Origin of the sequence: Marinobacterium lacunae, from assembly GCF_000705555.1 — a bacterium.
GTDB lineage: Bacteria > Pseudomonadota > Gammaproteobacteria > Pseudomonadales > Balneatricaceae > Marinobacterium_D > Marinobacterium_D lacunae.
Window position 1 is genome coordinate 1 of record NZ_JMQN01000050.1, and the last position, 25522, is coordinate 25522.

Annotated in this window: 22 protein-coding genes; 14 read left to right on the forward strand and 8 right to left on the reverse strand. The window is 54.5% G+C overall.

Annotation, left to right across the window (positions count from 1 at the left end):
* Together ADIMK_RS17315 and ADIMK_RS17320 are read left to right on the forward strand one after the other, a co-directional pair.
* Positions 1–413 (forward strand): tripartite tricarboxylate transporter permease (locus ADIMK_RS17315; protein ID WP_036190867.1); only part of this gene is annotated, 413 nt, incomplete at its 5' end.
* Between the two features lie 143 nt (positions 414–556).
* A complete protein-coding gene (locus ADIMK_RS17320; RefSeq protein ID WP_036190869.1) occupies positions 557–1360 on the forward strand; it encodes an IclR family transcriptional regulator in 804 nt (267 codons plus the stop codon).
* Between the two features lie 26 nt (positions 1361–1386).
* Here ADIMK_RS17320 and ADIMK_RS17325 read toward each other — a convergent pair whose 3' ends face one another.
* Positions 1387–2055: a GntR family transcriptional regulator gene (locus ADIMK_RS17325; protein ID WP_051693067.1), complete on the reverse strand. Its 669-nt coding sequence runs from the start codon at positions 2053–2055 to the stop codon at positions 1387–1389.
* Positions 2056–2285: 230 nt separating this feature from the next.
* Between ADIMK_RS17325 and ADIMK_RS21480 the strand changes: the two genes are divergently transcribed.
* Positions 2286–3101 (forward strand): VOC family protein, encoded by an 816-nt coding sequence (locus tag ADIMK_RS21480; RefSeq protein ID WP_051693068.1) that lies wholly within the window; start codon positions 2286–2288, stop codon positions 3099–3101.
* Positions 3102–3122: 21 nt separating this feature from the next.
* On the forward strand, positions 3123–3962 hold the full coding sequence (locus ADIMK_RS17335; protein WP_036190871.1) for a sugar phosphate isomerase/epimerase family protein: 840 nt from the start codon (positions 3123–3125) through the stop codon (positions 3960–3962).
* A 95-nt stretch (positions 3963–4057) separates the two neighbouring features.
* Here the strand turns inward: ADIMK_RS17335 and ADIMK_RS17340 are convergent, their stop codons facing one another.
* Entirely contained in the window at positions 4058–5014 is a 957-nt protein-coding gene (locus tag ADIMK_RS17340) for a GlxA family transcriptional regulator (protein ID WP_036190873.1), read from the reverse strand.
* A gap of 113 nt (positions 5015–5127) precedes the next feature.
* On the opposite strand from ADIMK_RS17340, the gene ADIMK_RS17345 reads away from it, so the two are divergent.
* Positions 5128–5664, forward strand: a complete 537-nt coding sequence (locus ADIMK_RS17345; protein ID WP_036190874.1) for a cysteine hydrolase family protein — start codon at positions 5128–5130, stop codon at positions 5662–5664.
* 37 nt (positions 5665–5701) lie between these two features.
* Here the strand turns inward: ADIMK_RS17345 and ADIMK_RS17350 are convergent, their stop codons facing one another.
* Entirely contained in the window at positions 5702–7561 is a 1860-nt protein-coding gene (locus ADIMK_RS17350; RefSeq protein ID WP_036190875.1) for a bifunctional sugar phosphate isomerase/epimerase/4-hydroxyphenylpyruvate dioxygenase family protein, read from the reverse strand.
* Positions 7562–7898: 337 nt separating this feature from the next.
* On the opposite strand from ADIMK_RS17350, the gene ADIMK_RS17355 reads away from it, so the two are divergent.
* Positions 7899–8831 carry an AEC family transporter gene (locus tag ADIMK_RS17355; protein WP_036190876.1) on the forward strand — a complete coding sequence of 311 codons (933 nt, stop codon included), beginning with the start codon at positions 7899–7901 and terminating at the stop codon, positions 8829–8831.
* A gap of 75 nt (positions 8832–8906) precedes the next feature.
* On the opposite strand, the gene ADIMK_RS17360 is transcribed toward ADIMK_RS17355, so the two are convergent.
* The gene (locus tag ADIMK_RS17360; RefSeq protein WP_036190878.1) at positions 8907–9575 is read right to left on the reverse strand and encodes a GntR family transcriptional regulator; all 669 of its coding nucleotides are present in this window, start codon (positions 9573–9575) and stop codon (positions 8907–8909) included.
* A gap of 202 nt (positions 9576–9777) precedes the next feature.
* Positions 9778–10626 carry a shikimate dehydrogenase family protein gene (locus tag ADIMK_RS17365; protein ID WP_036190879.1) on the reverse strand — a complete coding sequence of 283 codons (849 nt, stop codon included), beginning with the start codon at positions 10624–10626 and terminating at the stop codon, positions 9778–9780.
* Between the two features lie 370 nt (positions 10627–10996).
* Between ADIMK_RS17365 and ADIMK_RS17370 the strand changes: the two genes are divergently transcribed.
* The 4 genes from ADIMK_RS17370 to aroQ all read left to right on the forward strand — a co-directional run bounded on the left by ADIMK_RS17370 (position 10997) and on the right by aroQ (position 14281).
* The gene (locus ADIMK_RS17370; RefSeq protein ID WP_036190881.1) at positions 10997–12022 is read left to right on the forward strand and encodes a DctP family TRAP transporter solute-binding subunit; all 1026 of its coding nucleotides are present in this window, start codon (positions 10997–10999) and stop codon (positions 12020–12022) included.
* 70 nt (positions 12023–12092) lie between these two features.
* Positions 12093–12566 (forward strand): TRAP transporter small permease, encoded by a 474-nt coding sequence (locus tag ADIMK_RS17375; RefSeq protein WP_036190882.1) that lies wholly within the window; start codon positions 12093–12095, stop codon positions 12564–12566.
* A gap of 2 nt (positions 12567–12568) precedes the next feature.
* Positions 12569–13837 (forward strand): TRAP transporter large permease, encoded by a 1269-nt coding sequence (locus tag ADIMK_RS17380; RefSeq protein WP_036190883.1) that lies wholly within the window; start codon positions 12569–12571, stop codon positions 13835–13837.
* A gap of 18 nt (positions 13838–13855) precedes the next feature.
* A complete protein-coding gene (gene aroQ / locus ADIMK_RS17385) occupies positions 13856–14281 on the forward strand; it encodes a type II 3-dehydroquinate dehydratase (protein ID WP_036190884.1) in 426 nt (141 codons plus the stop codon).
* Positions 14282–14292: 11 nt separating this feature from the next.
* Here the strand turns inward: aroQ and ADIMK_RS17390 are convergent, their stop codons facing one another.
* Both ADIMK_RS17390 and ADIMK_RS17395 read right to left on the reverse strand, forming a co-directional pair.
* A complete protein-coding gene (locus ADIMK_RS17390; RefSeq protein WP_036190886.1) occupies positions 14293–16131 on the reverse strand; it encodes an adenylate/guanylate cyclase domain-containing protein in 1839 nt (612 codons plus the stop codon).
* A 10-nt stretch (positions 16132–16141) separates the two neighbouring features.
* Positions 16142–16660: a hypothetical protein gene (locus ADIMK_RS17395; protein WP_051693069.1), complete on the reverse strand. Its 519-nt coding sequence runs from the start codon at positions 16658–16660 to the stop codon at positions 16142–16144.
* A gap of 252 nt (positions 16661–16912) precedes the next feature.
* On the opposite strand from ADIMK_RS17395, the gene ADIMK_RS17400 reads away from it, so the two are divergent.
* From ADIMK_RS17400 to ADIMK_RS17415, 4 genes are read left to right on the forward strand one after another with little or no spacing between them, the layout of a single operon-like run.
* Positions 16913–18757 (forward strand): dipeptide ABC transporter ATP-binding protein, encoded by a 1845-nt coding sequence (locus tag ADIMK_RS17400; RefSeq protein ID WP_255344308.1) that lies wholly within the window; start codon positions 16913–16915, stop codon positions 18755–18757.
* Positions 18754–20688 (forward strand): ABC transporter substrate-binding protein, encoded by a 1935-nt coding sequence (locus ADIMK_RS17405; RefSeq protein ID WP_051693070.1) that lies wholly within the window; start codon positions 18754–18756, stop codon positions 20686–20688. Before ADIMK_RS17400 ends, ADIMK_RS17405 begins: the two co-directional genes overlap by 4 nt.
* A complete protein-coding gene (locus ADIMK_RS17410) occupies positions 20688–21683 on the forward strand; it encodes an ABC transporter permease (RefSeq protein WP_036190890.1) in 996 nt (331 codons plus the stop codon). Before ADIMK_RS17405 ends, ADIMK_RS17410 begins: the two co-directional genes overlap by 1 nt.
* The gene (locus ADIMK_RS17415) at positions 21683–22846 is read left to right on the forward strand and encodes an ABC transporter permease (RefSeq protein WP_036190891.1); all 1164 of its coding nucleotides are present in this window, start codon (positions 21683–21685) and stop codon (positions 22844–22846) included. The genes ADIMK_RS17410 and ADIMK_RS17415 overlap by 1 nt, the downstream gene beginning before the upstream one ends.
* Positions 22847–22858: 12 nt before the next feature.
* On the opposite strand, the gene ADIMK_RS17420 is transcribed toward ADIMK_RS17415, so the two are convergent.
* On the reverse strand, positions 22859–25489 hold the full coding sequence (locus tag ADIMK_RS17420; RefSeq protein ID WP_051693071.1) for an ABC transporter ATP-binding protein: 2631 nt from the start codon (positions 25487–25489) through the stop codon (positions 22859–22861).
* Positions 25490–25522: the final 33 nt, after the last annotated feature.

Genomic DNA, 25522 nt, shown 5'->3' on the forward strand with positions numbered 1-25522 from the left:
ATATCTTCGTGCTGATCTTCGGCCTCACCGGTATCAAGCTGTTCGCCCGCATCGTCGAGTGCCCGAAAGGGATCCTGATCCCGCTGATCTTCCTGCTGTCGATCGTCGGTGCCTACGCGATCAACAACTCGGTGGCGGATATCTGGTGGATGCTGGGCTTCGGTGTGCTGGGCTACTTCATGAAGCTGTACGGCTACCAGGTGGGGCCTGTGATCCTCGGCGTGATCCTGAGCCGACTGGTGGATGAGAACTGGCGTCGGGCGATCATCTCCGAGCGCGGGGATCTGGGCGAGTTCTTCGGCCAGCTGTTCTCCAGCCCGCTGTCGATCGTGCTGTTCTCGATCATCACCCTGGTGTTTGTCAGCCAGACGCCGTTGATGAAGATATTCAAACGCAAGAAAACCGGTGGCTGATCGATGCAGGCCGACCGAGCACTACGCTCGGCCTGCGCTTTACGATCCTCGCAAGCTGCGATTTCGCGGCTTGCGAGTTCTCCCAAAAGAAGTTCCAATATGAACTTCGTTCCAATCTGAAATTTCATACGACAGAGATCATCATGGCTTCCAGCCTGCTGCCTCGCGCGCTCCATATCATCGAGCTTCTGGCCGAAACACCCAGAGGTCTTGGCCTGCAAGCACTTGCGGACAGCGCCAACATGCCCAAGAGCGGAGCCCACAGAATGCTCGGCGAGATGATCGAGCTCGGCTACGTCGAGCAGGGAGCTGATAACGGACAATATCGCCTAACCTACCGTCTGGCCGATATCGGTATACAACTGCTGGCTAACTGCGGACTTGTCGAAGCCCCCCAACCTCTGCTCGACCGACTGGCGAAATCCTGTCAGGAGTTGGTAAGGCTGGCCGTGATCGATAATGGTCGGCCTGTCTTCATGCTCAAAGCTCAGGGAGCGACGGGTGCGCTGCGCTACGACCCGGAGTCCGGTGACGAAGCCCCTCTGTACTGCACAGCGACAGGGTTTGCGTGGCTGGCACAATTCGATGATGACGAAGCGATACGCCTGATAGCAGCACAGGGGCCTATGGAACCGGAGTTGCACGGTCCTGACTGCCCACGCAACTTCAGCGAAGTGCTGGAACAGATAAAGCTGACCCGCAAGCGCGGTTACGGCAAAGCGATAAACATGTCGTCACCGGGCATGTCAGCCATCACCGCCGTTGTACGCACACCAATGGACGGCACGGCCGTTGCCATACTTAGCATTGGAGGCCCTAGCGCGCGACTGACCGAAGAGAAGATGACGCAATACCTTCCCTTACTGCTGTCATGCGCCGATAAACTCTCGGCCTTGCCCGGCCTTACCGACTATCTTGAGCCCCTGGCACACAAACGACACACCTGAACGCGTCACCCTCAGGAGATTGAGCCTCAACGCTGCTGAGGGAATAGCGTATCGATCACACGCTGGTTCGAGTGCTCGATATGCGTTTTCAACAGTGCACAGGCTTCCTTTTCATCTCTTCGAAAGGCTGCCTCCATAATCGCGCCATGTTCATCACCAGAGGCGGGACGCGTATCGGCCAGGCTGATCAGCGATAGACGGCGGAAACGCTCAGACTGATCGTAGAGGGTTGAGATAAAGCGCAACTGCCAAATAGACGGGCATCCGGATATCAAAGCCATATGGAAACGTCGGTTCTCTCTTATCAGTTCACCGGCGTACTCACTGTAGTGCCCTTCCGCCTGTTTCCTGACTGCAAGCTCACGATGTCGGGCACCGGCGATATTGGCTTCCCAATCAAGATCGCCATGCTGGATAGACTGACGGAAGGCATCAACCTCAAGCATCTCGCGTAAACGCGCCACATCGACAAACTCATCGACTGAGACAGGGGCAGCCCAGTAGCCGCGCTGTCCCTTTCGAGTCACGAGCCCCTCGGCGGCCAAACGCGAAAGCGCCTCCCGCACTGGGGCAGCGCTCGAATTGTAACGACTGCTAAGATGCGCAATGGACAGTTTGCTCGCCGGTTCTATCGAACCGTCAAGGATGTCATTACGCAGTTGCTGATATGTGCTGTTGTCATCCGGGGTTGTCATTCTGTGCTATCTCGTTGCCTGGCCTGCACTGACGTGGGAAGAAAACTCTCATCCCGTAACAGGCGAAATCATACCATAGACCCACTCTTGCCCCTTACCATCACTAAATAATATCTATCCAATTAGATAGTACGTAATTTACAATGTAAGACATATTTGTGAGTATTTCGACTTAAACTCTCACCTATACTGAGAGCGACCTGCAACAACGACTCAGATGGAGAGGCGCCATGCCAGAACACAATTTCGAACGCTTCAACAGTGCAAAAGCGCCAGTATTCGAAGGGCTGGAGTTTGTCGAGATAGCGACCGCTTCTCCACAAGAACTCGACCGCCTGCTGTGTTCTATGGGGTTCCAGGCTACGGCCCGGCATAGAAGCAAGTCGGTTACCTTGTACCAGCAAGGCGACATAAACCTGATCATCAACTCCACCCCCGACAGCTTTGCTGCCGAATACACCACAGCCCATGGCACCTCTATCTGCGCACTGGGATTACGCACCCCTAACGCAACAACGGCTTATCAGAACCTGATCGGTCGCGGCGCCTGGGAAGCTGCCACATCAGCCGGGGCGATGGAGCTGAATATTCCCGCCATCGAGTCAATTGGCGGCACCCAGATATACCTGATAGACCGTTATGCAGGTGACATCAGCATCTATGACATCGATTTCAAGACGCTGTCCGATCAGCAGGACGAAACCACCCTGTTGAGTCACGTCGGGGCCCTTTCTCTGACTGTGGAGCTAGAGCGCGAAGCCCCATGGCGCGATTTCTTCCGTAACCTGTTCGGCTTCAAAGTGACGCGCGACAACCTCATACAGATTGATGGCCGCACGAACCTGCTTCTTGAAACCGCCGACCGTCCAGGCTCAGCAGATGAGCGCATCGACTCCATAACCTTTGTAGCTAACGATCTGTCGGCTCTTAAACGTCATCTCGAAGAGCAAAGCGTCAGCTTGAGAGAAGTCGATGACCAAAGCGGCAAATATGAGGTGGTCCTGCCACTCTCAGACCAGTTCATTCGCATTTTCATTGCACGCTAAAGCCCGTCAGGAGATATACCTATGACAACCCTCAATTTTGCCATCAGCACTTTGAGCCTGACCGGAACGCTGGAAGAGAAACTCAATGCAATCAAAACAGCCGGTTTCCGCTCAGTTGAGCTTGGCGCTCTTGACCTGTCCGGTTCCGAGGGAGGCGTATCGGGATCCGTCACCAGGCTTAAAGACAGCGGCATCCAGATCAGCGCACTGCAAGAGATTAAAGACTTCGGTGGTCATTCCGGCCGGATACTGGCCTACAAGATGGAGCTGGCAAAGTCCTACATTCAGCTAATGCATAAGCTGGGCAGCAAGCTGCTGATTGTGACGCCAGCCACTTCGGTGCACGTTAAGCACGATATCGACAAAATCGCCTCCGACCTACGTGCGCTTGCCACGCTCGCAACGCCCAAAGGGGTAAGAATAGGGTTCAAGCCCTTATCCTGGTCCCCCAGTGTCAATACGTATGCGGCTGCATGGGATTTGGTGCAACGTGCAGATACATCCAACCTCGGTCTGGTAATCGACAGCTATCAGCTTCTGGCACAGACACATCGACCGGAGAAGCTCGATCATATCCCGGCCTCAGCCATCAGCCTCGTCCAGCTTTCCGACTTTGCCATGACATCCGTGCCACTGGTTGAAGATCAGATCGACATCGCACGACACCATCGTTTATACCCCGGCGAGGGCAGCCACGGCAGCAGTATCTGCGATCTGGTCCAATACTGTACCGACAAGGGCTACACCGGCGACTTCGTCTTCGATGTCTACAACGACAAATACCTATCGCTGCCGCCATCTGAGTCAATACAGCATGCAGTAACCGCCCGCGAGTGGATATTAAACAGACTACAGCGCTAAGCCCCCCTGAGGTAACTGCGAGTAAGTCGCTCAGCATGAGGTAATCCAAGCCCTGACTTATCGAGGCCTGAAGATAGACGACGGCACTCTGATCGTCAGGTCTCACCCTTGAATGCCCGGCGCCACTGATTGGGTGCAACGCCTAGCGCCTTTTTGAAGTGCTGACGCATCACAACAGCCGACCCAAAGCCCACCCGCTCCGCCACCTGCTCAACAGGCAGATCGCTGCTTTCAAGCAGGCGCTGCGAATGCTGCAGGCGCTCCGCCAACAACCATTGCCCAACGCTGCTGCCCGTCGTCTTTTGGAATACACGCGTAAAGGTTCGCCGGCTCATATGAACCCTTTGGGCCAAACTATCCAGCGTGTGTTTTTGATGCAGGTTGGCGCGCACCCAATCAAGCAGATCGGATAATCCCGAGCGGTGTGATTTCACGGCCACTGGCTGCTCTATAAACTGAGCCTGACCGCCTTGACGATGAGGGGGAACCACCAGACGGCGAGCGACTTGGTTTGCGACCTCCGCACCCTGGCGTTCTCGTAGCATATTCAGGCAGCAATCGATCCCGGCCGCCGTACCTGCCGATGTAACGACACGATCATCATCAATATACAGCACATCCGGATTTAGCTGGACATCGGGATATTGCCTTGAGAAATCCTCACAATAGGCCCAGTGCGTCGTGGCTTGCCGGCCATCGAGCAACCCCGCCTGAGCCAGCACATAAGCGCCCAGGCACAATCCGACTACCGTACCCCCTCTTTTGTGGGCAGCGTTTAGAGCATCCAACAATTCCTGAGGTGCACACTCGGCCGGATCCCGCCAACTGGGCACAATCACGATGTCAGCAGACTCGACCGCCTCAAGGCCATGGTCGACGACAATCGCATATCCCGCATTCGTATCAAGCCTCCGACCCTCTGGCGAGCAGACGCAAAGCTCGAAGCATGTCGGCTCCGAACGGATTTCACCAAATACCACTCCCGGCACTGAAAGATGGAATGCACTGATGCGATTGAATGCGACCACGACCACCCGAACGGTATCTGACATCTCAAGAACCGACCCCAAAATGGCCCAATATATTCGTTTAATGTCATTTGGGCCACTGCTCCAACACACTGGTAGGCTGGATAATGACTCCCCCCTAACAAAGAGACAGGCTTATGACACCTTCATCCAACACAACATCCAGACGCGCACTCATCGTAATCGATCTGCAAAACGACTATTTTCACGACGGACATTACCCGCTGTGGAACAGCGAAACCACTCTCGACCACGTGACCTATGCAATTCGCAACGCACAAGCGGTTGGGGATACCGTGATATTGGTTCAGCACGTCGCAAAAGGGCCTTCACCGCTCTTTAACCCAGGCACTTCTGGTGTGCAGATTCATCCGACAGTTCTAAAGCAGGTGCCGAATGCGACTATCATCACCAAATCTCATGCCGACAGCTTTATCGACACTGACTTGCAACAACAGTTATCAGAGCGTGGAATAAACGAGCTTTTGATTTGCGGCATGATGACTCAGAACTGCATCACTCATACCGCCCTCTCGCCGTTAGCCGGGCATTATCACGTTTCGGTTGTGGGGGACTGCTGCACCAGCGTCGATGAGATCATACATAAAGTGGCGTTGCGCGCACTGAGTGACAGAATTTCCGTGGTCGATCTGAAAGAGGTGTTTCAGGGATGAAGAGCCAGGGGCCCGAAGCGGGCCCCTGATTGTGTGCTTAGTTTAATTCGTCGACATCATCTTTCAATGCATTCTGCCGCGCTTGTGCCGCAAATCGGATATGGGCGTTTGCCTCACCGTAACGGCTATAGCCACCTGAGCGCTGGACCACCTCGAAGAACACTCCATGAGTCTCCACCGTATAGAAATGGAAGAACTCACCGCCCTCTTCGTTTCTATCAAATAGAATGTTGTACGAACGCAACCGCTCAAGCTGCTCTTGAGGCAAAGAAAATTTCGCCCCGATGTCGCTGTAGTAATTCTCGGGAATCGGCAAAATATGCCCCATACCGATACCGGCAGCTGCCGCAAAAATATCTTCACACTCGAACGCGATCTGTTGGAAGCCGGAACCCCGTGAACGCTGTATGAATCGTTGTGGCGAGGCCTGACGCGCCTCACTCATATTAATCGGAATTCTGACCCGACCGTTACGGCTCTCCGCGGTGCGACTAACGACCAGCCCGTAGATATCGGGCAAGTCCTGGCTAGGCTCAATAGTAAAGTCGAACAGCGATTTGTAAAAAAACGAGGCGGATAGAAAATCGGTATTGGATACGGACTGACCGACATGATCAATCCGTGAAAGCCCCAAGCCTCCGTTTTCGCCCTCTACCGGCACAAAATCGATGTCAAAGAATCGGAACTTGCCGCTTCTCTCCACGAAATACACCAAGCTATCGCCGATCCCCCGGACGGCGGGAATATTGAGCTCACCAGGCCCCGCCTGATTGGCAAAACGTGGAAGATGATAGCGCTCGGCACGCTCAAGCATTGACTTGAGATCGTTGGTCGCAAGCGCCAGTGCGCACACCGAAACACCGTGTAGTTGGTAGTGCTCATGCGCCAGACTTTCCGGCTCTTTATTGAGAATCAAATTGATGTCGCCCTGTCGCATGAGGCTGACATCCTTGGAGCGGTGACGGTGGGTTTCCCGGAAGCCGAGCCCTTTGAGCATCCCCATCAACTCTTCACCGCTATCACCTTCAATCGCAAACTCCACGAACTCGACATCCATAATCTCAGGAGCCGGTAGACTCGGCTGTTTGCTGGTCTGCTCGTCAAGCCAGATCAATGAGCGCATGCCATCGACCGCTTTCTCTTTGGGCGAAGAGGAGCGGAACTCGTCATTGAAGATCTCGTGCGACAGATAGTCATCGAACCCCTTATCCTTCAGACACTGCACGAACTCCACCACCGGCAGGTCACCCTGACCGGGGAAACAGCGAAAATGACGGCTGTACTGCAACACATCCATCTGCATAATCGGTGCATCGGCAACCTGCACCAGCGCGATCTTATCAAGCGTTATCTCGTCACGCAGACAATCCAGCGTATTGCCGCGCGCGAACATATGAAAGGTATCCAGGTTGATACCCAGATTGGGATGGTCGGCCCGCTTGATCAGGTCCCAGGCATCTTCGTAGTCGGCGATGTAACGCCCCCAGGCCAGCGCTTCATAACCGACGTGCAGCCCCTCTTTCGCCGCCATCTCAGCGATCTCATGCAGGTCCGCCGCGCATTGGTTGCGGTCGCTGCTAGCATGAGGCGATACGTTACTGCACATCAGAAAACGGTTGGTACCCAGCGCATGCATCAGCTCGAACTTGCGTTGAATGTAGCGTAGCTTCTGACTACGGTAAGGCTCTGGCATACCCTCCATGTCCCGGAAAGGCTGCAGCGCTATAATCTCAAGCCCCAGACTTTCGGCCAGACGGCGCACATCGGCTGGCGAACCGTCATATTGAATGAGATCGTTCTCAAAAATCTCTATTCCCTGAAAGCCCGCAGCAGCGGCGGCTTCAAGCTTCGCCGGCAACGACCCTGAAAGAGTAACGGTAGCGATCGCTGTCTTCATTCTTATCTCCCACTATCCAGCCCCGATGGCTGTTCTCAGTATATGCAGTGCAGGGACATATGCGCTGACCAAAGTGCTAGACCCAAGGTCAACGTTCAAAATACCCTATATTTTTAATTTTCTAGTGTGTTAATTGATAGATATTATCTAATTGCATTACTAATAGCTCTAGAACAATCGGATTATGAATAACGATAAGCGGAAAGCTTATTTCACAGTACCTCTTTTACAGGGAAGAATAGGCCCCCCTTACACTGCCCCGAGCCGGCGCTCGAACGATATGGCATAGTGAGGCCCCGACGATTTCATAAGCGCCGGCCATCCATGGAGAGAGTAGATGCTTGCCGTTTTATCTATAACCGCCCCGATCTTCATTCTGATCGCGATCGGATACGCTGCGGTCAAGAGCGGCCTAATGGCTCAGGAAGTGATACCCGGCCTGGGACGTTTCGTACTGTACTTCACGCTTCCGGCGCTCCTGTTCAGTACGCTGTCACGGATGGAGTTCAGCGCCGTTATCGAACCTAACTTTCTGGCGGTATACGGTATTGGTTCTTTGGCCGCCCTGCTAGGAGGCATCGCATTTCAGCGCTGGGTGCTGAAAAATTCGCTGGTTGAGAGCGGTGTGAAAGGGATCGGCATGTCGATTCCAAACAGTGCCTTTATAGGCTTTCCCGTTCTGCTACAGGTCTTTGATCCGCCTCTGACCCAAGCGTTCGCAATGGCGTTGATGGTGGAAAATATCCTGATCCTACCGCTGGCCCTGTTCATTACCGAGTACGGCGCACGCAAGCAGGATGATAGTCTGATAGGTGTATGGCGATCAGTATTTACCCGCGTGTTCCGAAACCCGATCATCCTGTCCATATTCGCCGGTTTGCTGGCTTCGGCTCTTGCGCTGCCAATTCCAGACGTACTGGTCCAAAGTCTCGACATGCTCTCAAGAGCATCAGCGGCCACCGCTCTGTTCGTTATTGGCGCATCACTTGTAGGCAATCAATTACGCGGGAATGTAGTAGCCATCGGTTCGGTGGTAACAGGCAAGCTGCTGGTACACCCACTTCTGATCGCGCTGTTGCTATGGTTCTGGCCAGACTTCGATAACCGGCTTGAGATCGCGGTGCTGATTCTCTCAGCAATGCCGATGATGGGTGTATTCCCGATTATTGGAAGCAATTACGGGATGCGTAACATCTGTGCCAGCATTCTGCTGGTGACAACAGCACTGTCATTCGTGACGCTGACATTACTGCTCGGTGTTGTACTCTGATAGCCGCTCACGCCCATTAAAAAAGCCGGGTACACAGGTGCCCGGCCTTACGCTCCTCCATCGCCCTCGGCGTCGTCAGAAGGTGGGTATTTGCGTACCCTTGTCGATGTGATCCGTCAGTATGGCGACGGCACCTTCCACGTCATCAGTAAGCAACGCATCAAGCAGTTTTCGATGCTCACCGGCTGCCGCTTCCCCACGAAAGGGGCGCTTACTCAACGCCAGTAACTGATAACGCATGGAAAGCTCCAGTATTGAAGCGTGGTAACGCATGAGCTGCTTGGATCCGCAGTTCGAAACGATCGCCATGTGAAAGTCACGATCGGCCCTCTCCCACTCCTGTACGTGAGCAGCCTCATCTTCCATCATCAGCTTTTCCATGCAGCTGAGGCGGTAATGGGCACTGATCAACTTCGCTTTCCAGTCGATATTATCGCCTAGGTTAGCGAATGACTTTCGCAAGCCCAACGCCTCAAGCGTTTTTCGAAGCTCCACCAGCTCCTCAAGATCGGCAATGGATACCGGTTTTACCCGAAAGCCCTTTTGCCCCTCAACCTCGACAAAGCCATCAGAGACAAGCCTCATCAGTGTCTCACGCAATGTATTGACGCTGACGCCGTAATCGGCTCGCAACAGGTTTAACTTGAGCTTCTGTCCGGGTATCAGCTTTCCCTGCATGATGTCGTTGCGTAGCCGCTCATAGGACGACTGCCCAACAAGTTTTCGATCCACATTATCATTCATACCGAGTACCGACACCGTTGTTTTTATAGGCTGATTTTACATTAATCACCCTACTAAAGCGCCTTAACCGGACACTTCACGTCTACAACAAAAAAAGGGGGCTGCGCCCCCTAGAAATATCACCACCGACCTAGAGACCGACAGCCGGAATGCTGACAGATATCCCGAGATCGGAATCTGCTCGGTGGAGACTAGCGACACATCAGATCAGATTGCTGCTGATTTCAAACTTTTGTTTGAACATCTCAAGTGCCTTGCCGGCATCAACCTCAATGCCAGTGAATATTTCAAAAGCGTCGATGCCCTGATAGATGAAAAGGTCGAAACCCGATACAACTTTCAAACCACCACGATCCGCCTCTATCAGAAACTCGGTATCCAGCGGCGTATAGACCGCATCAAAGGCCCACTTCTGACCGCCAAATAGCGCTGGCGATAGCGGATTACCCGGCGTTTTGTAATGCCCCACTGGCGTACAGTTCACCAGCCCATCTGCGGAGCGGGCCGCCGCATCAAGCTCATCGGCCGTCACAATTGACGCCTTAAACCCTGATGCATTTAGCGCATCAGCAAGCGCTCTGGCACCGTCTTCATTCAGGTCGTAGACGAGCACTTCGGTCGCACCGAGTTCGAATACTCCGAACGCAACCGCACGCCCGACTCCACCAGCCCCAATCAGTAACACTCGACCCGCTGGCATGTCTCCCAGACGTCCACGATACCCCCTGATGAAACCGGTGTAGTCGGTATTCGCAGCGTCCACAGCATCACCGAGCGATAAGGTATTGGTTGAGCCGACCAGACGCACGGCTTCATTAATGTGGTTCGCTTCCTTCACCGCTATCTGCTTGTACGGAAAGGTCACGTTGCACCCGCTATACCCTTGCGACCGCAGGGTATCAAGTGTCTCTCTGAACGCTTCAGGGCTTGCATCCCGAGGCTCATGCAGTTCGTAACTCAGCTGTCGACCGTATAACTCCCCCAGCATGATATGCAGCGAAGGGGCTCGAGATTGTGCGATCGACAAACCGATCAGGCCAAGTTTTATCATTTTATATTCTCCCGAGATGCCCACATCTGGACCAGATGCCAGCAATATGGCGTTTCTCTCTTAATAGACCCTATATGCCGATGAATAAAGAATCGGCCTTAGAGTGCGACGTGCAAACGAGACAGCTGGCGCTGGCTCTTTATGCTGTGCATTATATGCCAAATCAAAAAGTATAGGAGATTTTTAATTTGCACCTCTATTATTGACCATGATCAATGTTACTGTTAGCCTCCAACAATTCGCAAATCCGCCTCCTAATATGTGAATGGCGCTGATTGCGCGATGTTGCTCAGGAGTCCCACGACAATAACAAGCGGAAAAACGTACTGATCCCCTCTTCGGACGCATGCCCGCAAATCAGGAAAACAGCATGAAACTCTCGACAAAAAAAATGTGTGCAGCCCTTACCACCGCAGCTACCGCCGGTCTGATGACAACCCAGGCTCTGGCGGCTGATCTGACGATCACGCTGGGTCATGTAGACCCCGCCGAGTGGCAGACCTCGAAAAAAGGTGCCGCCGCGAAGGTATTCAAGGAGCTGGTCGAAGCCGAGTCCGGCGGGCGAATAGAGGTCAATGTTTACCCCAACGGCCAGCTCGGCGGCGAAACCGATCTTGTGCAGTCGGCACAGGACGGCACCCTATCCATGGCTTTCGTCTCCGGAGCGTTCGGCAAGGTGTGCCCTGAAGCGTCAGTACTCGACACCCCTTATCTGTTCCCTTCCGCTCCAGTTGCGTGGGAGGTGCTTGACGGTAAGTTTGGACAGGAGCTGAGCGATTACTGTCTGGACAAGACCGGACTGCGTACGCTGGCGTACGGTGAAACAGGATTTCGCAACTTCACTAACTCCAAGCATCCAATTCAAGAACCCAAGGATCTGGATGGCCTGAAAATTCGCGTGATGACCGTGCCGCTATTCGTTGAAATGGTGAAAGCAATGGGTGGTCAGCCGACACCGATCGCCTGGCCTGAAGTACCATCAGCGCTCTCCACAGGCGTAGTCGATGGACAGGAAAACCCAGTAAGCGTTATTGCAAGCAACAAATTCTACGAAATCCAGAAGTACATCACCCTTGATGGCCATGTATATGGCACAGACTTCTTCGTTATCAATGACGACTTCTACCAGGGCTTGTCCAAAACGGACCGTGAAATTGTGTCGCGTGCAGCCAAGGTCGCCGGAACAGTCGGCCGCGCTATTCAGCAGCTGAATTCAGCTCAGGGTCTGGGAGAACTGGCCAAAAATGGCATGGAGATCACCGCACTGACCTCCGAGCAGCAGGCCCAGTTCCAGGCCGCCGCCCAGCCTGCCGTTATCGAGTGGCTCAAAACCCAGATCGATCCGAACTGGATCGACAAGGCCCTTACTGCGGTAAAAGACGCATCAAGCCACTGATACTCAGTCATACACCCTGCGCCGGTCCTCCCCCGGCGCATTTTTCGTCAAGTCCTTTCCGGGTGGACCAATGAAACCTCTGTATAAAAACTTCCTTGCGCTCGCGACGGGCAGTTCTCTATTCGTCGTCTTTGCGGTTGTATTGACCAGCAGCCTCATGCGCTACCTATTTAATGCCCCTCTGCAATGGAGCGAAGAGGTCGCCAAGTACGGAATGATCTACGGCACCATGTTCGGAACCGTTCTCTGCTACCTGGACGATATCCATATCAAATTCGGTCTTCTTGAGAACGGGATACCGGCCCCGGTCAAGCGACTGCTCAACCTGCTACTGGATGTCATCGCACTCGGCACGGGTGCCGTGCTGGCTTGGTCGGGCTACCAGTTTGTTTTGAAAAGAGGTGGTATCGATGCTCCCGGAACCGGTCTGCCCATGAGCGTGTTCCAATCCGCCATGGTAGTCGGCGGCATCTGCCTTTTTATAGCCGCGTTATTCCAACTGCAGTCCCACTTCAGCCGCCAACAGAGTAAAGAAGAGGTATAAGCATGACAGGTTTTATCATCCTTCTTATTCTGCTGGTTATTGGCAGTCCTATCGCCTTTGCCATTCTGCTGGCGGTACTGGCTCACCTGACTGAAACCCCATTCCCCATCAGTTTGATCAGCCAACGCATCTTCGCCGGTCTCGATTCATTCGCCATACTGGCGATCCCGCTATTTGTGCTGGCAGGCGAGTTGATGAACGAAAGCGGCATTACCAGCCGCATCATTACCTTCGCCAATGCCTGTGTGGGCCATATGCGCGCGGGACTTGCGCAGGTTAATATCTGGGCGTCGGTCATATTTGCGGGACTTTCAGGATCGGCTGTTGCCGACACCTCGGCTTTGGGCCGCATTTTCATTCCCGAGATGGAGAAACGCGGCTACCCACGGGATTTTGCCGCGGCACTCACCGCGGCCTCGTCGGTCATCGGCCCGATGATTCCCCCGAGCATACCGGTCATCATCTATGCCCTGATCACCTCCGGCGTCTCGGTTCCTGCATTATTCCTCGCCGGCGTCGCGCCTGGCATTCTGCTCGCCATCGGCCTTTCGGTATACGTACGCACCTTCGCCGCCCACTTCGAGCCCCAGCACGAGCCGCTGCCCTGGAAGGCGCGTTTCAAGGCCCTGGCCGACGCCTGGGTGCCATTGTTCATGCCGATATTCATCGTCGGCTCTATTCTGACCGGTATCGTCACGCCCACAGAGGCCGCGGCTCTCGCTGGCGGTTACGCATTACTGGCGGGCATGTTTGTCCTCAAGAGTCTGCACCTTCGCCAACTGCCACGCATATTTGTGACCGCCATGCGCGACTCGTCGGTGATACTGATCATTATCGCGGTGGTATCACTGGCCAACTGGATGTTGACCTTCTCACAGGTACCGCAGAAGGTTAGCGCCCTGGTTCTGGATCAGATCACCAGCCCCTGGATGTTCCTGCTGATGGTCAACGCCATCCTGCTTGTTGTCGGGTTGTTTCTGGAAGGGATTGCGGCCATGTTGATCCTGCTGCCGATCCTGCACCCCATCGCAATGAGTCTGGGTATCGATCCGGTGCATTTCGGCATCGTGGTCATTTTCAACCTGATGATCGGCCTGATCACCCCGCCCATGGGCATCTGCCTGTTTGTCTCCAACTCCATCGCCAATGTCGGAATCGGGGCCATATCCCGCCGAATTCTCCCGTTATTCCTAGTAGAACTGGTAGTATTGGCGATCATAACGTTTATCCCGCAAACCGTGACATTCCTGCCACGTCTGTTCGGGTTTTGACCATAAGGAGCACGCGCCTTGAGCAAGCTGATCTACGTTTTGAACGGCCCTAACCTGAATCTACTGGGTAAGCGCCAGCCTGAAATTTACGGCCACGAAACGCTTGCCGACGTGGAAGAGCGGATGCGCAAGAAGGCAGCCACTCTCGACTTGACGATCGAATTTTTCCAAAGCAACTACGAAGGTGCCATCGTCGAAAAGATTCACGAGGCGCGCGAAAAAGCGGATGGGATCATCATCAATCCGGCGGCCTACACGCACACATCCGTGGCCATTCTTGACGCGCTGAATGCGTTCGACAACCCAGTGGTCGAGTTGCATATTTCAAACGTGCACAAGCGTGAAGCGTTCCGTCATCACTCGTTTGTGTCCGCCAGAGCAGAAGCGGTGATGGCAGGTTTCGGTACGTTAGGCTACGAACTTGCCCTTGAGTACTTCAAGTAAAAGCCAGTCACTCAGGGCGCCGAATTGCCGGCGCCCTGAATCACGGCACTTGCCTTAGGAATAGACGCAGAGTTATTGAGGGTGTACAGCTTGATGCCACCTTCCCGTCCCCTTATCTGAGACTCGGCCACAAACTCCATTGCGACCGAACTCACCCTAGAGGCCGTAGACTCCGCGACCAGTATTCGCGTGCCATACTCCTTGTTCATCTGCTCCAGACGGGCCGACATATTTACCGTATCACCGTGTACCGTGTAGTTGACACGTGCTTTGGCGCCCACCACTCCGGCGATCACAGGCCCGGTACAGATACCGATCCGGCAGTTCAATGAATGTCCGTTGAATGTCTGTCGATCGACACTCTCGATAATCGCCTTTGCCGCTTCGACGGCGCGCTCGGCATGATTTTCCAGGCTGATAGGCACATTGAAGCTGGCCAGTACCGCATCGCCCTGAAATTGAGTAATCACGCCTCCCGCCTCTTCAAGTAATTCGGCAACCACCGTGAAATAACTGTTAAGAATTTTCACAATATCCGAGGGTGCCACCTGCTGTGACAACGCCGTGAAATCCTGCAGATCACAAAACAGGATCGTAGCCTCGACCTCCTGAGGCTCCAATACCCCCCGACTCTTGCGCAGGCTTTCCACAACGGGATCCGGAACATATCGGACAAACTGACTCTTCACGCTTTGATAATCGCGCAGTGAGTTGATCATCAGATTGAAAGCCGAGGCGATTCTATCGAGCTCGGTAATATGACTGCCGGCCAGCAAAGGGACTTGGTATACGTCATCGTGTGCAACGCGATCAAAGGCAAGCACAATGCGGTTAACGGCGCGACTCACTCGCCGACTCAGCAGGATAGCGCCAATCAACATTGTCACGAGAAGCGCAAGTGCGGCGGCCAACAGCATATAGACTCTTTGAATACTGTCGGAAACCACATCCCAGCTGAAATAGGTTCCGACGGTCCATGCCGGCAGACTCCCCCCGGAAAGCGTTCGGTAGAGCACCACATATTGCACGCCATCAACGCTCACCTGCCGGCTGGCCAGCCCCGACGATTTGATCAAATGGAATATCTCGTCCTTCCCATTAGCCAGTGCCGATAATACCGGGTCATTGAGCTCATCCATCTGCGGCAAATAAAGGCCGGGTTTGAGTTTGACCTCCATTTGATCGAGCATTCCGGGATAGGCGATCACTCTGTAGGAGTAGTCCTGCAACACGAATGGCACGCCGTCAAACTCCATCTGCAAGTCGGCCAGAAACTGCGACAGGTCATCAATGGCGATAACGGCAATGAACAGCCCTAGAAACTTGCCCTCGTATGAAACCGGCATCAGTGCCGGTATGATGCTGCGCCCCAACGAACTGCTCCATTGAGGCTCCATCCAAACGAGATCCTCCGGCGGATTACGCAGGTAGTACCGGATTTGGCTCATGCTGCGCTGGCGCCACTCACCGATCATGACCTGTCGGCTGTCACGGTTGGAGTAGGTCAGAACGCCCTCTGCCCCCATAAAACCCAACCCCAGTACCTGAGGCGTTGCCGCCAGCGCGCTGTTCAGCATCCGGCCCAGGCGGCGATAGTCGCGGGAGTCGACAACCTCCGTCACATCCTTTTGCGCCAGATAGCGCAGCTGGTACTCGACAGGGCTCAGCCGATCGACCAGCTTGCCGTTTATGTTGTTCATCGAGCTGTCGGCAAACTGTGTTAGCTGCTCGATCAAACTGGCCCGCGACTCCCTGACCGCGACATAACCGAGCGAACTGAAGCCGACGATAATCAAAAGCCCGAAAAGAGCGACCAGCAGATGGGCCACCGAGACACGTATGTTTTTCACCGCCAACTACCTAGTTCGAAACGCGAATAAGATTGGCGTGAATCTTCCTGACCGACTGGTCGTCATTCTGTCGAATAAACTCGAGCGATAACCCATCTTCCGTGAGCGTACGGTTATAGACTTGCAGGTCAAAACCGCCATCATCGGTGATGATCATCGCGTAGACCGTATGGGTATCGCCTTTTATACGTGCCCAAAAAAGCGGGTCTCCCTTCAGGGGATCGAGCGGAATCGGCTTGCCGAATACATCCCTTGCCATGGCCGATACCTGCAGGGACTTGCGTTTCGATTGGGTAAAACGGATGTTGTAGGTCACACGCTTGGTTCGATCGTGAGATTTATGTATGACCGTGGACCACTTGACGAAATAATCGGTGCTGTCGTCTATTCCACCTATGGTCACGCTCATATCCCTCCCCAACTCTTCAGAGGATTCCGCATGGCCGATGTAGCTGCCAAAAAACTCTTCGATTTTACGGTCGTCAGCAAACACAATACCGGATGCAATCAGGTACAAAATCCCTGACATTAGCGATAGCCTAAATGCCCGCATGATTATTCCTTCAAAAATGGGGAGTACTACTGTCCATAATAGCTGGCCGGCACCATGATCTCACTAAAATAAGTGCGCATCAGAGCGATGCGAAAACGAGACAGATCTTCTATGATGCTCCTTAAAGGAGTGATCTCACCGATCCGTTCTGCTGCATACACCGACTGACCAGCATACATTTCAGGTAAGGGAGCGCAGGCTATTAAACCTCTACTGGATATAAAGGACCTGGCGGTCGAGTTCAGCCTTCACGGTACATCTATTCCTGCGGTCAAAGGAGTGTCGTTCACCCTGTGGCCTGGCCAGACTTTGGCACTGGTCGGAGAGTCCGGCTCCGGCAAAACCGTCACGGCCCAGGCGATCCTCGGCATCCTGCCGACAAACGCCCGTATCACCGGTGGTCAGATACTCTTTACCCCCCCCAACCGCCAGACGGTCGACATCGCTCAGCTCTCGCCTAAAAGCCGCGACATGCACGATATCCGGGGCAACCAGATCTCGATCATTTTTCAGGAGCCTATGGTGTCGCTTTCACCGATGCACTCCATTGGCAACCAGATATCCGAGGCGATTCGCCTGCACAGGGACATACCGAAGTCGGAAGAGAAAAAACTGACCATCGAAATGCTCGAACTGGCCGGATTCGCCCATCCCGAGCAGGCATTTAATGCCTACCCGTTCGAACTCTCCGGTGGATTACGGCAAAGAGCCATGATTGCGATGGCACTGATCTGCCACCCATCGCTGTTGATTGCCGATGAGCCGACTACCGCCCTTGACGTAACGGTCCAGGCTCAAATCCTTCACCTGATCAAGTCGCTGCAATCGAAGCTCGAGATGGCCGTGCTGTTGATTACGCACGATCTTGGCGTTGTTGCCAATATGGCAGACGAGATGGTCGTGATGTATCACGGCGAAGTGATGGAAAGCGGTTCAAGCCAGGCGCTTTTCCGCACACCGCAGCACCCCTATCTCAAGGGGCTTTTCAGCGCCGTCCCTCACTTCGATATGAAACCGGGCGAGCGTCTGAAGCCTCTTAGGGAGATTAAGCATGAGTCCAAACCGTTCAGGCATGACGCCCCCGCTCGCGAAAAAGCTGCGGTATCAGCGGAGCCACATCTGAGCATCCGTAATCTTTGCAAAGGCTACACCGCCCGCAAGCAAAGCTGGTTTAACCGAGAACCCAAACAGACAACCAAGGCCGTTCAGGATCTGAGTCTCGATATCGCGGTCGGCGAGTCTTTTGGGCTCGTCGGCGAGAGCGGGTGTGGCAAGACTACGCTCAGCAAGCTGCTGATGGGAGCGATCAAACCCGATTCCGGGTCGATTACATACAATGCCCGCGGTAGCCAATTCGACATGTCCACGCTGCAGGGTGAGGCGTTGCGCGCCTTCAGGCGACATATCGGCATGGTGTTTCAGGACCCTCATGGAGCCCTGAACCCCCGCATGACCATTTTGAACATTTTGCGGGAACCGATGATCATCCATAACCTCGGCAACGAGGCCACACAGCGCAAACGTGCGGAAGATCTGCTGGCACTGGTGGGCCTGAGTTCACGGTTTCTCAACCGGTACCCCCACAGCCTATCGGGAGGACAGCGCCAGCGTGTCAGCATAGCCAGAGCCTTGGCGCTCGAACCTGAGCTTCTGATACTGGATGAACCCGTCTCCGCACTGGATGTTTCGGTACAGGCTCAGGTGCTCAACCTGTTGAAGGACCTGCAACAGGAGCTGGGGATAACCTATATTTTTATCTCTCACAATATTGCTGTGGTCGACTACATCGCCGACCGCATTGGTGTGATGTGCAGAGGCCGCCTGGTTGAAGTCGGGCATCGAGAGCAGATTTTGCGGCAGCCTGCCCACCCCTACACCCAAGCGCTGATGGCCGCGATCCCCTATCCGGACCTTGACCGCACGCTCGACTTCAAGCTCATTACCGAGAGCAATTACAGCGACCCGGCCTGCTGGCCAGCGCCTTTCGGTCATGCACTGGATCAACACACGCAATGGAAGCAGATAGCCGACGCTCACTTGGTGCGAGTTGCTGAAGCGGAGATGGGAGCATGATGATCATCCGCTTAATGCTACTTGCAATTCTACTGTGTGCCTCAACCAGTCGGGCGGCAATTGGCCCCCTGCTCGAGCCGCCTCTGCTGCGCCCGAGTGTCGAATCCGGCGAATTACCACCGATCGACCAACGGCTACCGGATACGCCTTATGTCGACACGCTTCTGGATAACCAGCCCGACCTGTCTCCCGGTGAGTATGGTGGGCGCATACGGCTTCTCATGGGCAGCGGGAAAGACGTGCGACAGCTTGTTGTATATGGCTATGCCCGACTGATCGGCTTCAACAACCGCATGGAGCTTGTGCCGGATATACTCGACTCCTTTGACGTATTCGAGAATAGGCGCTTTACCTTCCACCTGCGCCCGGGGCACCGATGGTCGGATGGCACACCGTTTACCAGCGAGGATTTTCGCTATTTCTGGGACGACATTGCGATGAACCCGGAGCTCTCGCCCTTCGGACCACCCGCGGCCATGATTGTCGACGGCCATCCGCCTGTTTTCGAGGTGCTCGATCGATACACCGTTCGCTACACCTGGCCTACGCCCAATCCTGAATTTCTACTTGCGCTGGCAGGCCCCAGCCCGCTCTATATCTACAGGCCAGCACACTATTTAAAGCAGTTTCATGCCAAATACGCCGATCCCGAATTGCTCGCGCAACGCGTGATTGAAGCCAAGATCAAGAAAAAGGAGTGGACAGGGCTTCATCAACGTCAGGACCATCAGTACAAGTTCGATAACCCTGAGTTGCCGACCCTGCAACCTTGGATACCTGCAACCCCCCTACCGTCCGAGCACTTTGTATTTCAGCGCAACCCCTATTACCACAGGATCGACAGCCAAGGCCGGCAGCTGCCCTATCTGGACGAAGTGGATATCGATATTGCCAGCAGCAAACTGATACCGGCGAAAACAGGCGCAGGAGAGAGCGACCTGCAAGGCCGTTATCTGGAGATGAGCAACTACACCTTTCTGCGCGAAGCCGCTAAACGGGGCAGTTTCGACGTCAGGCTATGGAGCAGCTCACGAGGATCCAGAGTCGCCATCTACCCAAACCTCAACGCCAATGATGACACCTGGCGCCCGCTGCTGCGGGATGTGCGTTTTCGCCGTGCTCTGTCCCTTGCCATAAACCGACACGAAATCAATCAGGTCATTTACTTCGGTCTTGCGCTTGAAGGTGCCAATACCCTGATTCCCGACTCCCCCTTGTATAAGCCTGAATACCGCAGCGCTTGGTCTCACTTCAATCTTGATGAAGCCAATCGGCTGCTCGATGAGCTTGGCCTCACCGAACGTGACGCCCGAGGGGTGCGCTTGCTGCGTGACGGTCGCCCGGCTGAGATCATCATTCAGAGTGCAGGTGAAAGCACCGAGGAAACCGATGTGCTGGAACTTATCCGCGACAGTTGGATGGACGCCGGTATCAAGCTTCATGTCAAACCGACCGAGCGCGAGATTTTCCGTAACCGTATCTTCGCCGGGGATGCACTGATGTCGGTATGGTATGGACTGGAGAATGGCCTTGCCACAGCGAATATGACCCCCGCAGAACTGGCACCGACCTCGCAACAGCAGCTGCAATGGCCCAAGTGGGGCAAGCACTACGAAACAGGACAGGAGACACCACCGGAGCTTCCTGAGGCCCAGCAGCTGCTTGATCTTTACGACCAGTGGCGGCACGCCAACGACACGCAGGAAAAGCAGGCGATATGGGACGACATGCTGCGCATCAACGCTGACCAGGTGTTTAGCATCGGTACTGTTACCGAGGTAAAGCAACCGATTGTCGTCAACAAACGATTACGCAACGTGCCCGAAAAAGCCTTGTGGAACTGGGAGCCCAACGCCTTCTTCGGCCGTTTCCGCCCTGACCGGTTCTGGCTTGAGCCGGACGCTACACGCTCGTCAGTGGGAGAGAAATAATGGCGTATTATATCGGGCGTCGCTTGTTACTGATGATTCCCACGCTGATTGTCATCAGTTTCATCATTTTCGTGATTATTCAGCTTCCACCCGGTGACTATCTCGAGAGCTATGTCGCCGAACTGGAAAGTCAGGGCGAGTCGGTTGACCCGGCTCAGATAGCCGCACTGCGGCACCAGTATGGGCTAGATGAGCCGTTCCTCATCCAATATACGACCTGGGCCACAGGCATGTTGCATGGGGACTTCGGCTACTCGTTCGAGTACGGACTGCCGGTGACCGACGTGGTAGGCGACAGACTCTTTCTAACCGTGATCGTATCGCTGTTCACGATCGTGTTTACCTGGCTTATCGCTTTTCCCATCGGCATGTACACCGCGACCCACCAATACAGCTGGGGGGACTACGGTCTCACGCTGCTCGGTTTTCTCGGGCTTGCAACGCCCAACTTCCTGCTTGCGCTTGTGATGCTCTACTTCGCCAATGTGACATTCGGTATCTCGATAGGCGGGCTCATGGATCCAGAGTATCTCGACGCGCAATGGAGTTGGGACAAGCTGATGTCCATCCTCCAGCACCTCTGGATTCCGGTTATCGTTATCGGCACATCCGGCACTGCCGCCATGATACGGCGCCTGCGCGCTAACCTCCTTGATGAGCTGCATAAACCTTATGTAGTGACTGCACGTGCCAAGGGTGTACCGCCGTTCCGGCTGTTGGTGAAATACCCCCTGAGGGTCTCATTGAACTTCTTCGTCGCCGACGTGGGCAGCATGTTGCCAAGCATCATATCCGGCGCTGAAATCGTTGCCGTCGTGCTCTCCCTGCCGACGACCGGCCCTATTCTGATCTCCGCGCTTCAGAGCCAGGATATGTATCTGGCGGGGTCATTCCTGATGTTTTTGGCACTTTTGACCGTGATCGGGGTACTCGTCTCCGACATCGCGCTGGCGCTGCTTGATCCTCGGATACGGTTGGAAGGAGGGCGCATGTAATGAAAACCATGCCAGATACTGGGCACTTCGTGTCCGACAAGCCTTTCGATCCTTACAGTGTCGAGAAGATTACGCCAGAACAGGAGCGGCTGTACTTCGCCTCTCAGTGGCGTCTGATGTGGTGGGTATTCAAACGCCACCGGCTGGCACTGTTCTGCGGCGTTTTGCTGATCGTGATGTATCTGTCCATTCTGGTCGCGGAGTTTCTGGCCCCCTATGCCCTGAAAACACGCCACACGGATTATATCTATTCACCTCCGCAGCCAATCCACCTGTTTCATGAAGGAGAATTTGTAGGCCCCTTCGTCTACGGCTGGGAGTACGAACTGGATATGGACAGGCTGCTGCGTGTCTATTCCGAGGACACCAGTCGTGTCTATCCGCTTTCATTTTTCTGCCAAGGCGATCCTTATGAGTTCTGGGGCATCTGGAAATCGGACCGTCATCTGGTGTGCGCGCCCGACGACGCAGCCCTTTTCATGCTGGGTACTGATAGGCTCGGTCGGGATATGTTGTCCCGTATCATCTATGGCGCGAGGATATCGCTGACCATTGGCCTGATCGGCATCATGGTCAGTTTCGTGCTGGGTGTAACGCTCGGTGGCTTCGCTGGATACTACGGAGGCTGGGTCGACTCATCGGTTCAGCGCATCACGGAAGTGATTCGCTCCTTTCCGGAACTGCCGCTATGGATGGCGCTATCGGCCGTTCTGCCGGTTACCTGGAGCCCGATTTGGGTGTTCTTCGGGATCACCATCATACTCGCACTGCTGGACTGGACCGGCTTGGCAAGGGCCGTGCGCTCCAAACTGCTGGCCCTTCGCGAAGAGGACTACTGCATGGCGGCCGAGCTGATGGGCGCGCGCCCTGTGCGCGTCATCAGACGCCACCTGCTGCCGGGCATACTCAGCCATCTGATCGCATCGGCAACACTGTCGATTCCGGCAATGATACTGGGTGAAACGGCGTTGAGCTTTCTTGGATTGGGGCTTAGACCACCGATCACCAGCTGGGGGGTTTTACTGAATGAGGCTCAGAACATCAATGTCGTCGCCATCTACCCTTGGCTAATGTTGCCGGTCGTTCCGGTGATCATCGTGATTCTGGCGTTCAACTTTTTCGGCGACGGCCTCAGGGACGCGGCCGATCCTTATAAGCACTGAGCCACTACAGCGCTATTCGCTCAACAACTGCTGGAACGGCTCGCTGTTTGCTTCCAGATCGGCAAAGCTGCCCTGATCGACAAGGTGGCCATGCTCAAGCAGGATTACCTGCTCACAGAACTGAGCCAAGCGTGGGCGGCTACTGATCAATACCAAGCCACGGTCAGAGAGCACCTGTTTAAGGTTAGTCATGATCCTGAACTCCGTTGAGGGGTCGAAGTTCGACGTAGCGTCATTCACAATCACCACATCCGGCTTTCTAACCAGCATGCGGGCAAACGCCAGTTTCTGGCGCATGGCCAGCGATAGACGACGGCCACCGGTTCCGACATTGTACTCAAGGCCTGTCTCGCGAATGGCGCGTTCCAGTCCCATACGGCCCAACTCTTCGTGCACCAATGCTGCGATCTTTTCCTGACCACGTACAACACCGTAGACAACACGCCCGAACAGCATATTTTCAAGCAGTGTCAGCCCCGAGTTGTAGGCGGCATTGTTGAAGTATTCAATATCGAGCGGACGCTGCCCCTCCTCTTTGCCATACCGTTGCGAGAACACCTTGCGAGCCTGCAATATACGCTGTTTAAGACCTGTATCGATCAGCCCCAGACGGTGGCGTGCAGGGCACAGCTGGTAAGTCAGAGAGAGTAGTTTACGGCAAAGCTCCGCATCGTCAGCATTGATCTCTTCCGAACTGGTGTCCTTGAGCAGCTCCCGGTACTCCGGCAAGTCCTCCGAGCGTATGAAACTGAAGCGCTCGAACAGATCGCTCTGCTCATCCACATCGGAAAACAACTCGACCATTATCTCGGCAAGACGCCGACCTATCAGCAGAAAGTCCTTGAGCAACCCCTGCTCACGCAAAAACTCGAGCGCAACCGGATTTCGCGACGCCTCATCAATCGTCAGATCATCCGCTTTCGATCCAAAGAGCATGTTCTCATGGACGGTGAGGTTATCGTTGTATTTGTCCCAGTCGAACGGCTCGACCAATCCGCTGTAATCCTCCTCCTGAAGGCGCAGACGCACAGACTCTCGTATCGCGAGAATGCGTTGTTCGAGCTCCGGCTCCGGACTGCTGAGTCTCATGTTCAGCCCCAGCTGGAACAGCTCTTCGAACATATCCATCTGCTCGATGACAGAGTGGAGATGGTCCGACAATTCGTGCTCCTCCTGCATGCCAAGGCGCCCCAGATCCACCCAGCTGCCATCAGGATCATCGCAACTGTTTCCGGCCTCCTTGGCCATACGGATAAATCGCTCACGGTGAGCGTCGTCCCCTTGTGGTACGTAACGCCTGCGCAGAGGATAGGTGAGGTTGTCCCGAATAGTGCCGGCAAAGAGATGAACGTCGGGACCGACATACCCTATGTGCTCACCGATGGCTGACTCCGGCAACGTGCGCATATCCGCGCCGGCAAAAAACAGATTCCCCGCCGTTGGCAGCTCAAGACGCGCCAGCAACAGCCCTGTTTCATGTATACCGCTGCTTCCCCGACCGACGATGGCCGTATGGGCCTGCAAACTGATAGTGAAATTGAGCTGTTCGAGTTTGCGCTGCCCCAATCCGACCTCATAGCTCAGGCGCCGAGCCTCCCAACAGCCCTGCTCCAGCTCAAGTGTAAGCACGGGGCCTTCCTGTAGTTCCGGGGCCAGCATCTCCGGCAGGTCGAACTGCTCGACAATCTGCTCGTATTTAATGCGGGCATCTTCCTTGCTCTGGTAGTAACGCAACAGCTCCTTCCATGGTGCGTCCAGATCCTTGTATGCGGCCAGCACCGCCACCAGCGCCCCCAGAGAAAGGTCACCTTTCAATACGAAAAAGCCGCCGATAAGGTAGAAGAAAAATGGCGTAACCTGAGCCAGAAAGTTGTTCAGAAATTTGATGAAAAACTTCTTTTTATAGATCTGCAGTCGGATACCGAAGATAAGACCTAAACGCTTGCTGATTTCGGCCTTTTCGTAATGGGATGTATCGTTGACATGCACCTCGTTCATGCCCGAAATCGTATCGCCAATGCGCTCACCTAACTTTCGCGCAGCAAAAACACGCTCCTTGCCCAGCAAGTTCACACTGCGTTGCAACTTTGGGATCAGATAGAGCTGAAAGGGATAAAGCGCGACGGCCGCCGCACCCAACATCAGATCCTGATTAAAGATGAAAAACAGATAGGTCAGCAGCAAGCCGCCTTGAAAGGCCGGTAACGCGTAGGCCTCGCCTACAAAGCCACCTAGCGGCTCCGTTTCGGCAATGATGATCGGAATCAGCTCACCCTGAGAGACGTTTTCGAAACGCCGGGATGGGAAGCGCAGAAGCCGTTCGAAAAGCTGATAGCGCAAACGCCTGAGCGTACGCTCACCAACAACACCACGGTAGACATTTAATACGTACTTGATAGCACCGTTGAGCAGCACCAATCCCAGGAAAACGAAGCAGAGCAGTATCAGGTAATCGAGCTGATCAAGCTCAACCCCCATAATGGCCTGAGGCGGATTGGCGCCCCCGATAGCGTCGTTGACGATACGTTTGGGAACTTCGAGGGTCGCGTAGACAAAGGGGAAAGAGATCAGCGTAAGCAGCAGTATAAGGACCTGGTCCTTAAGCGTGTAGCGCAGAATAAACTTGAATATTGACGAATCCATCCTGCATTCCCGATATGCTGTCCGGCCCAAGCG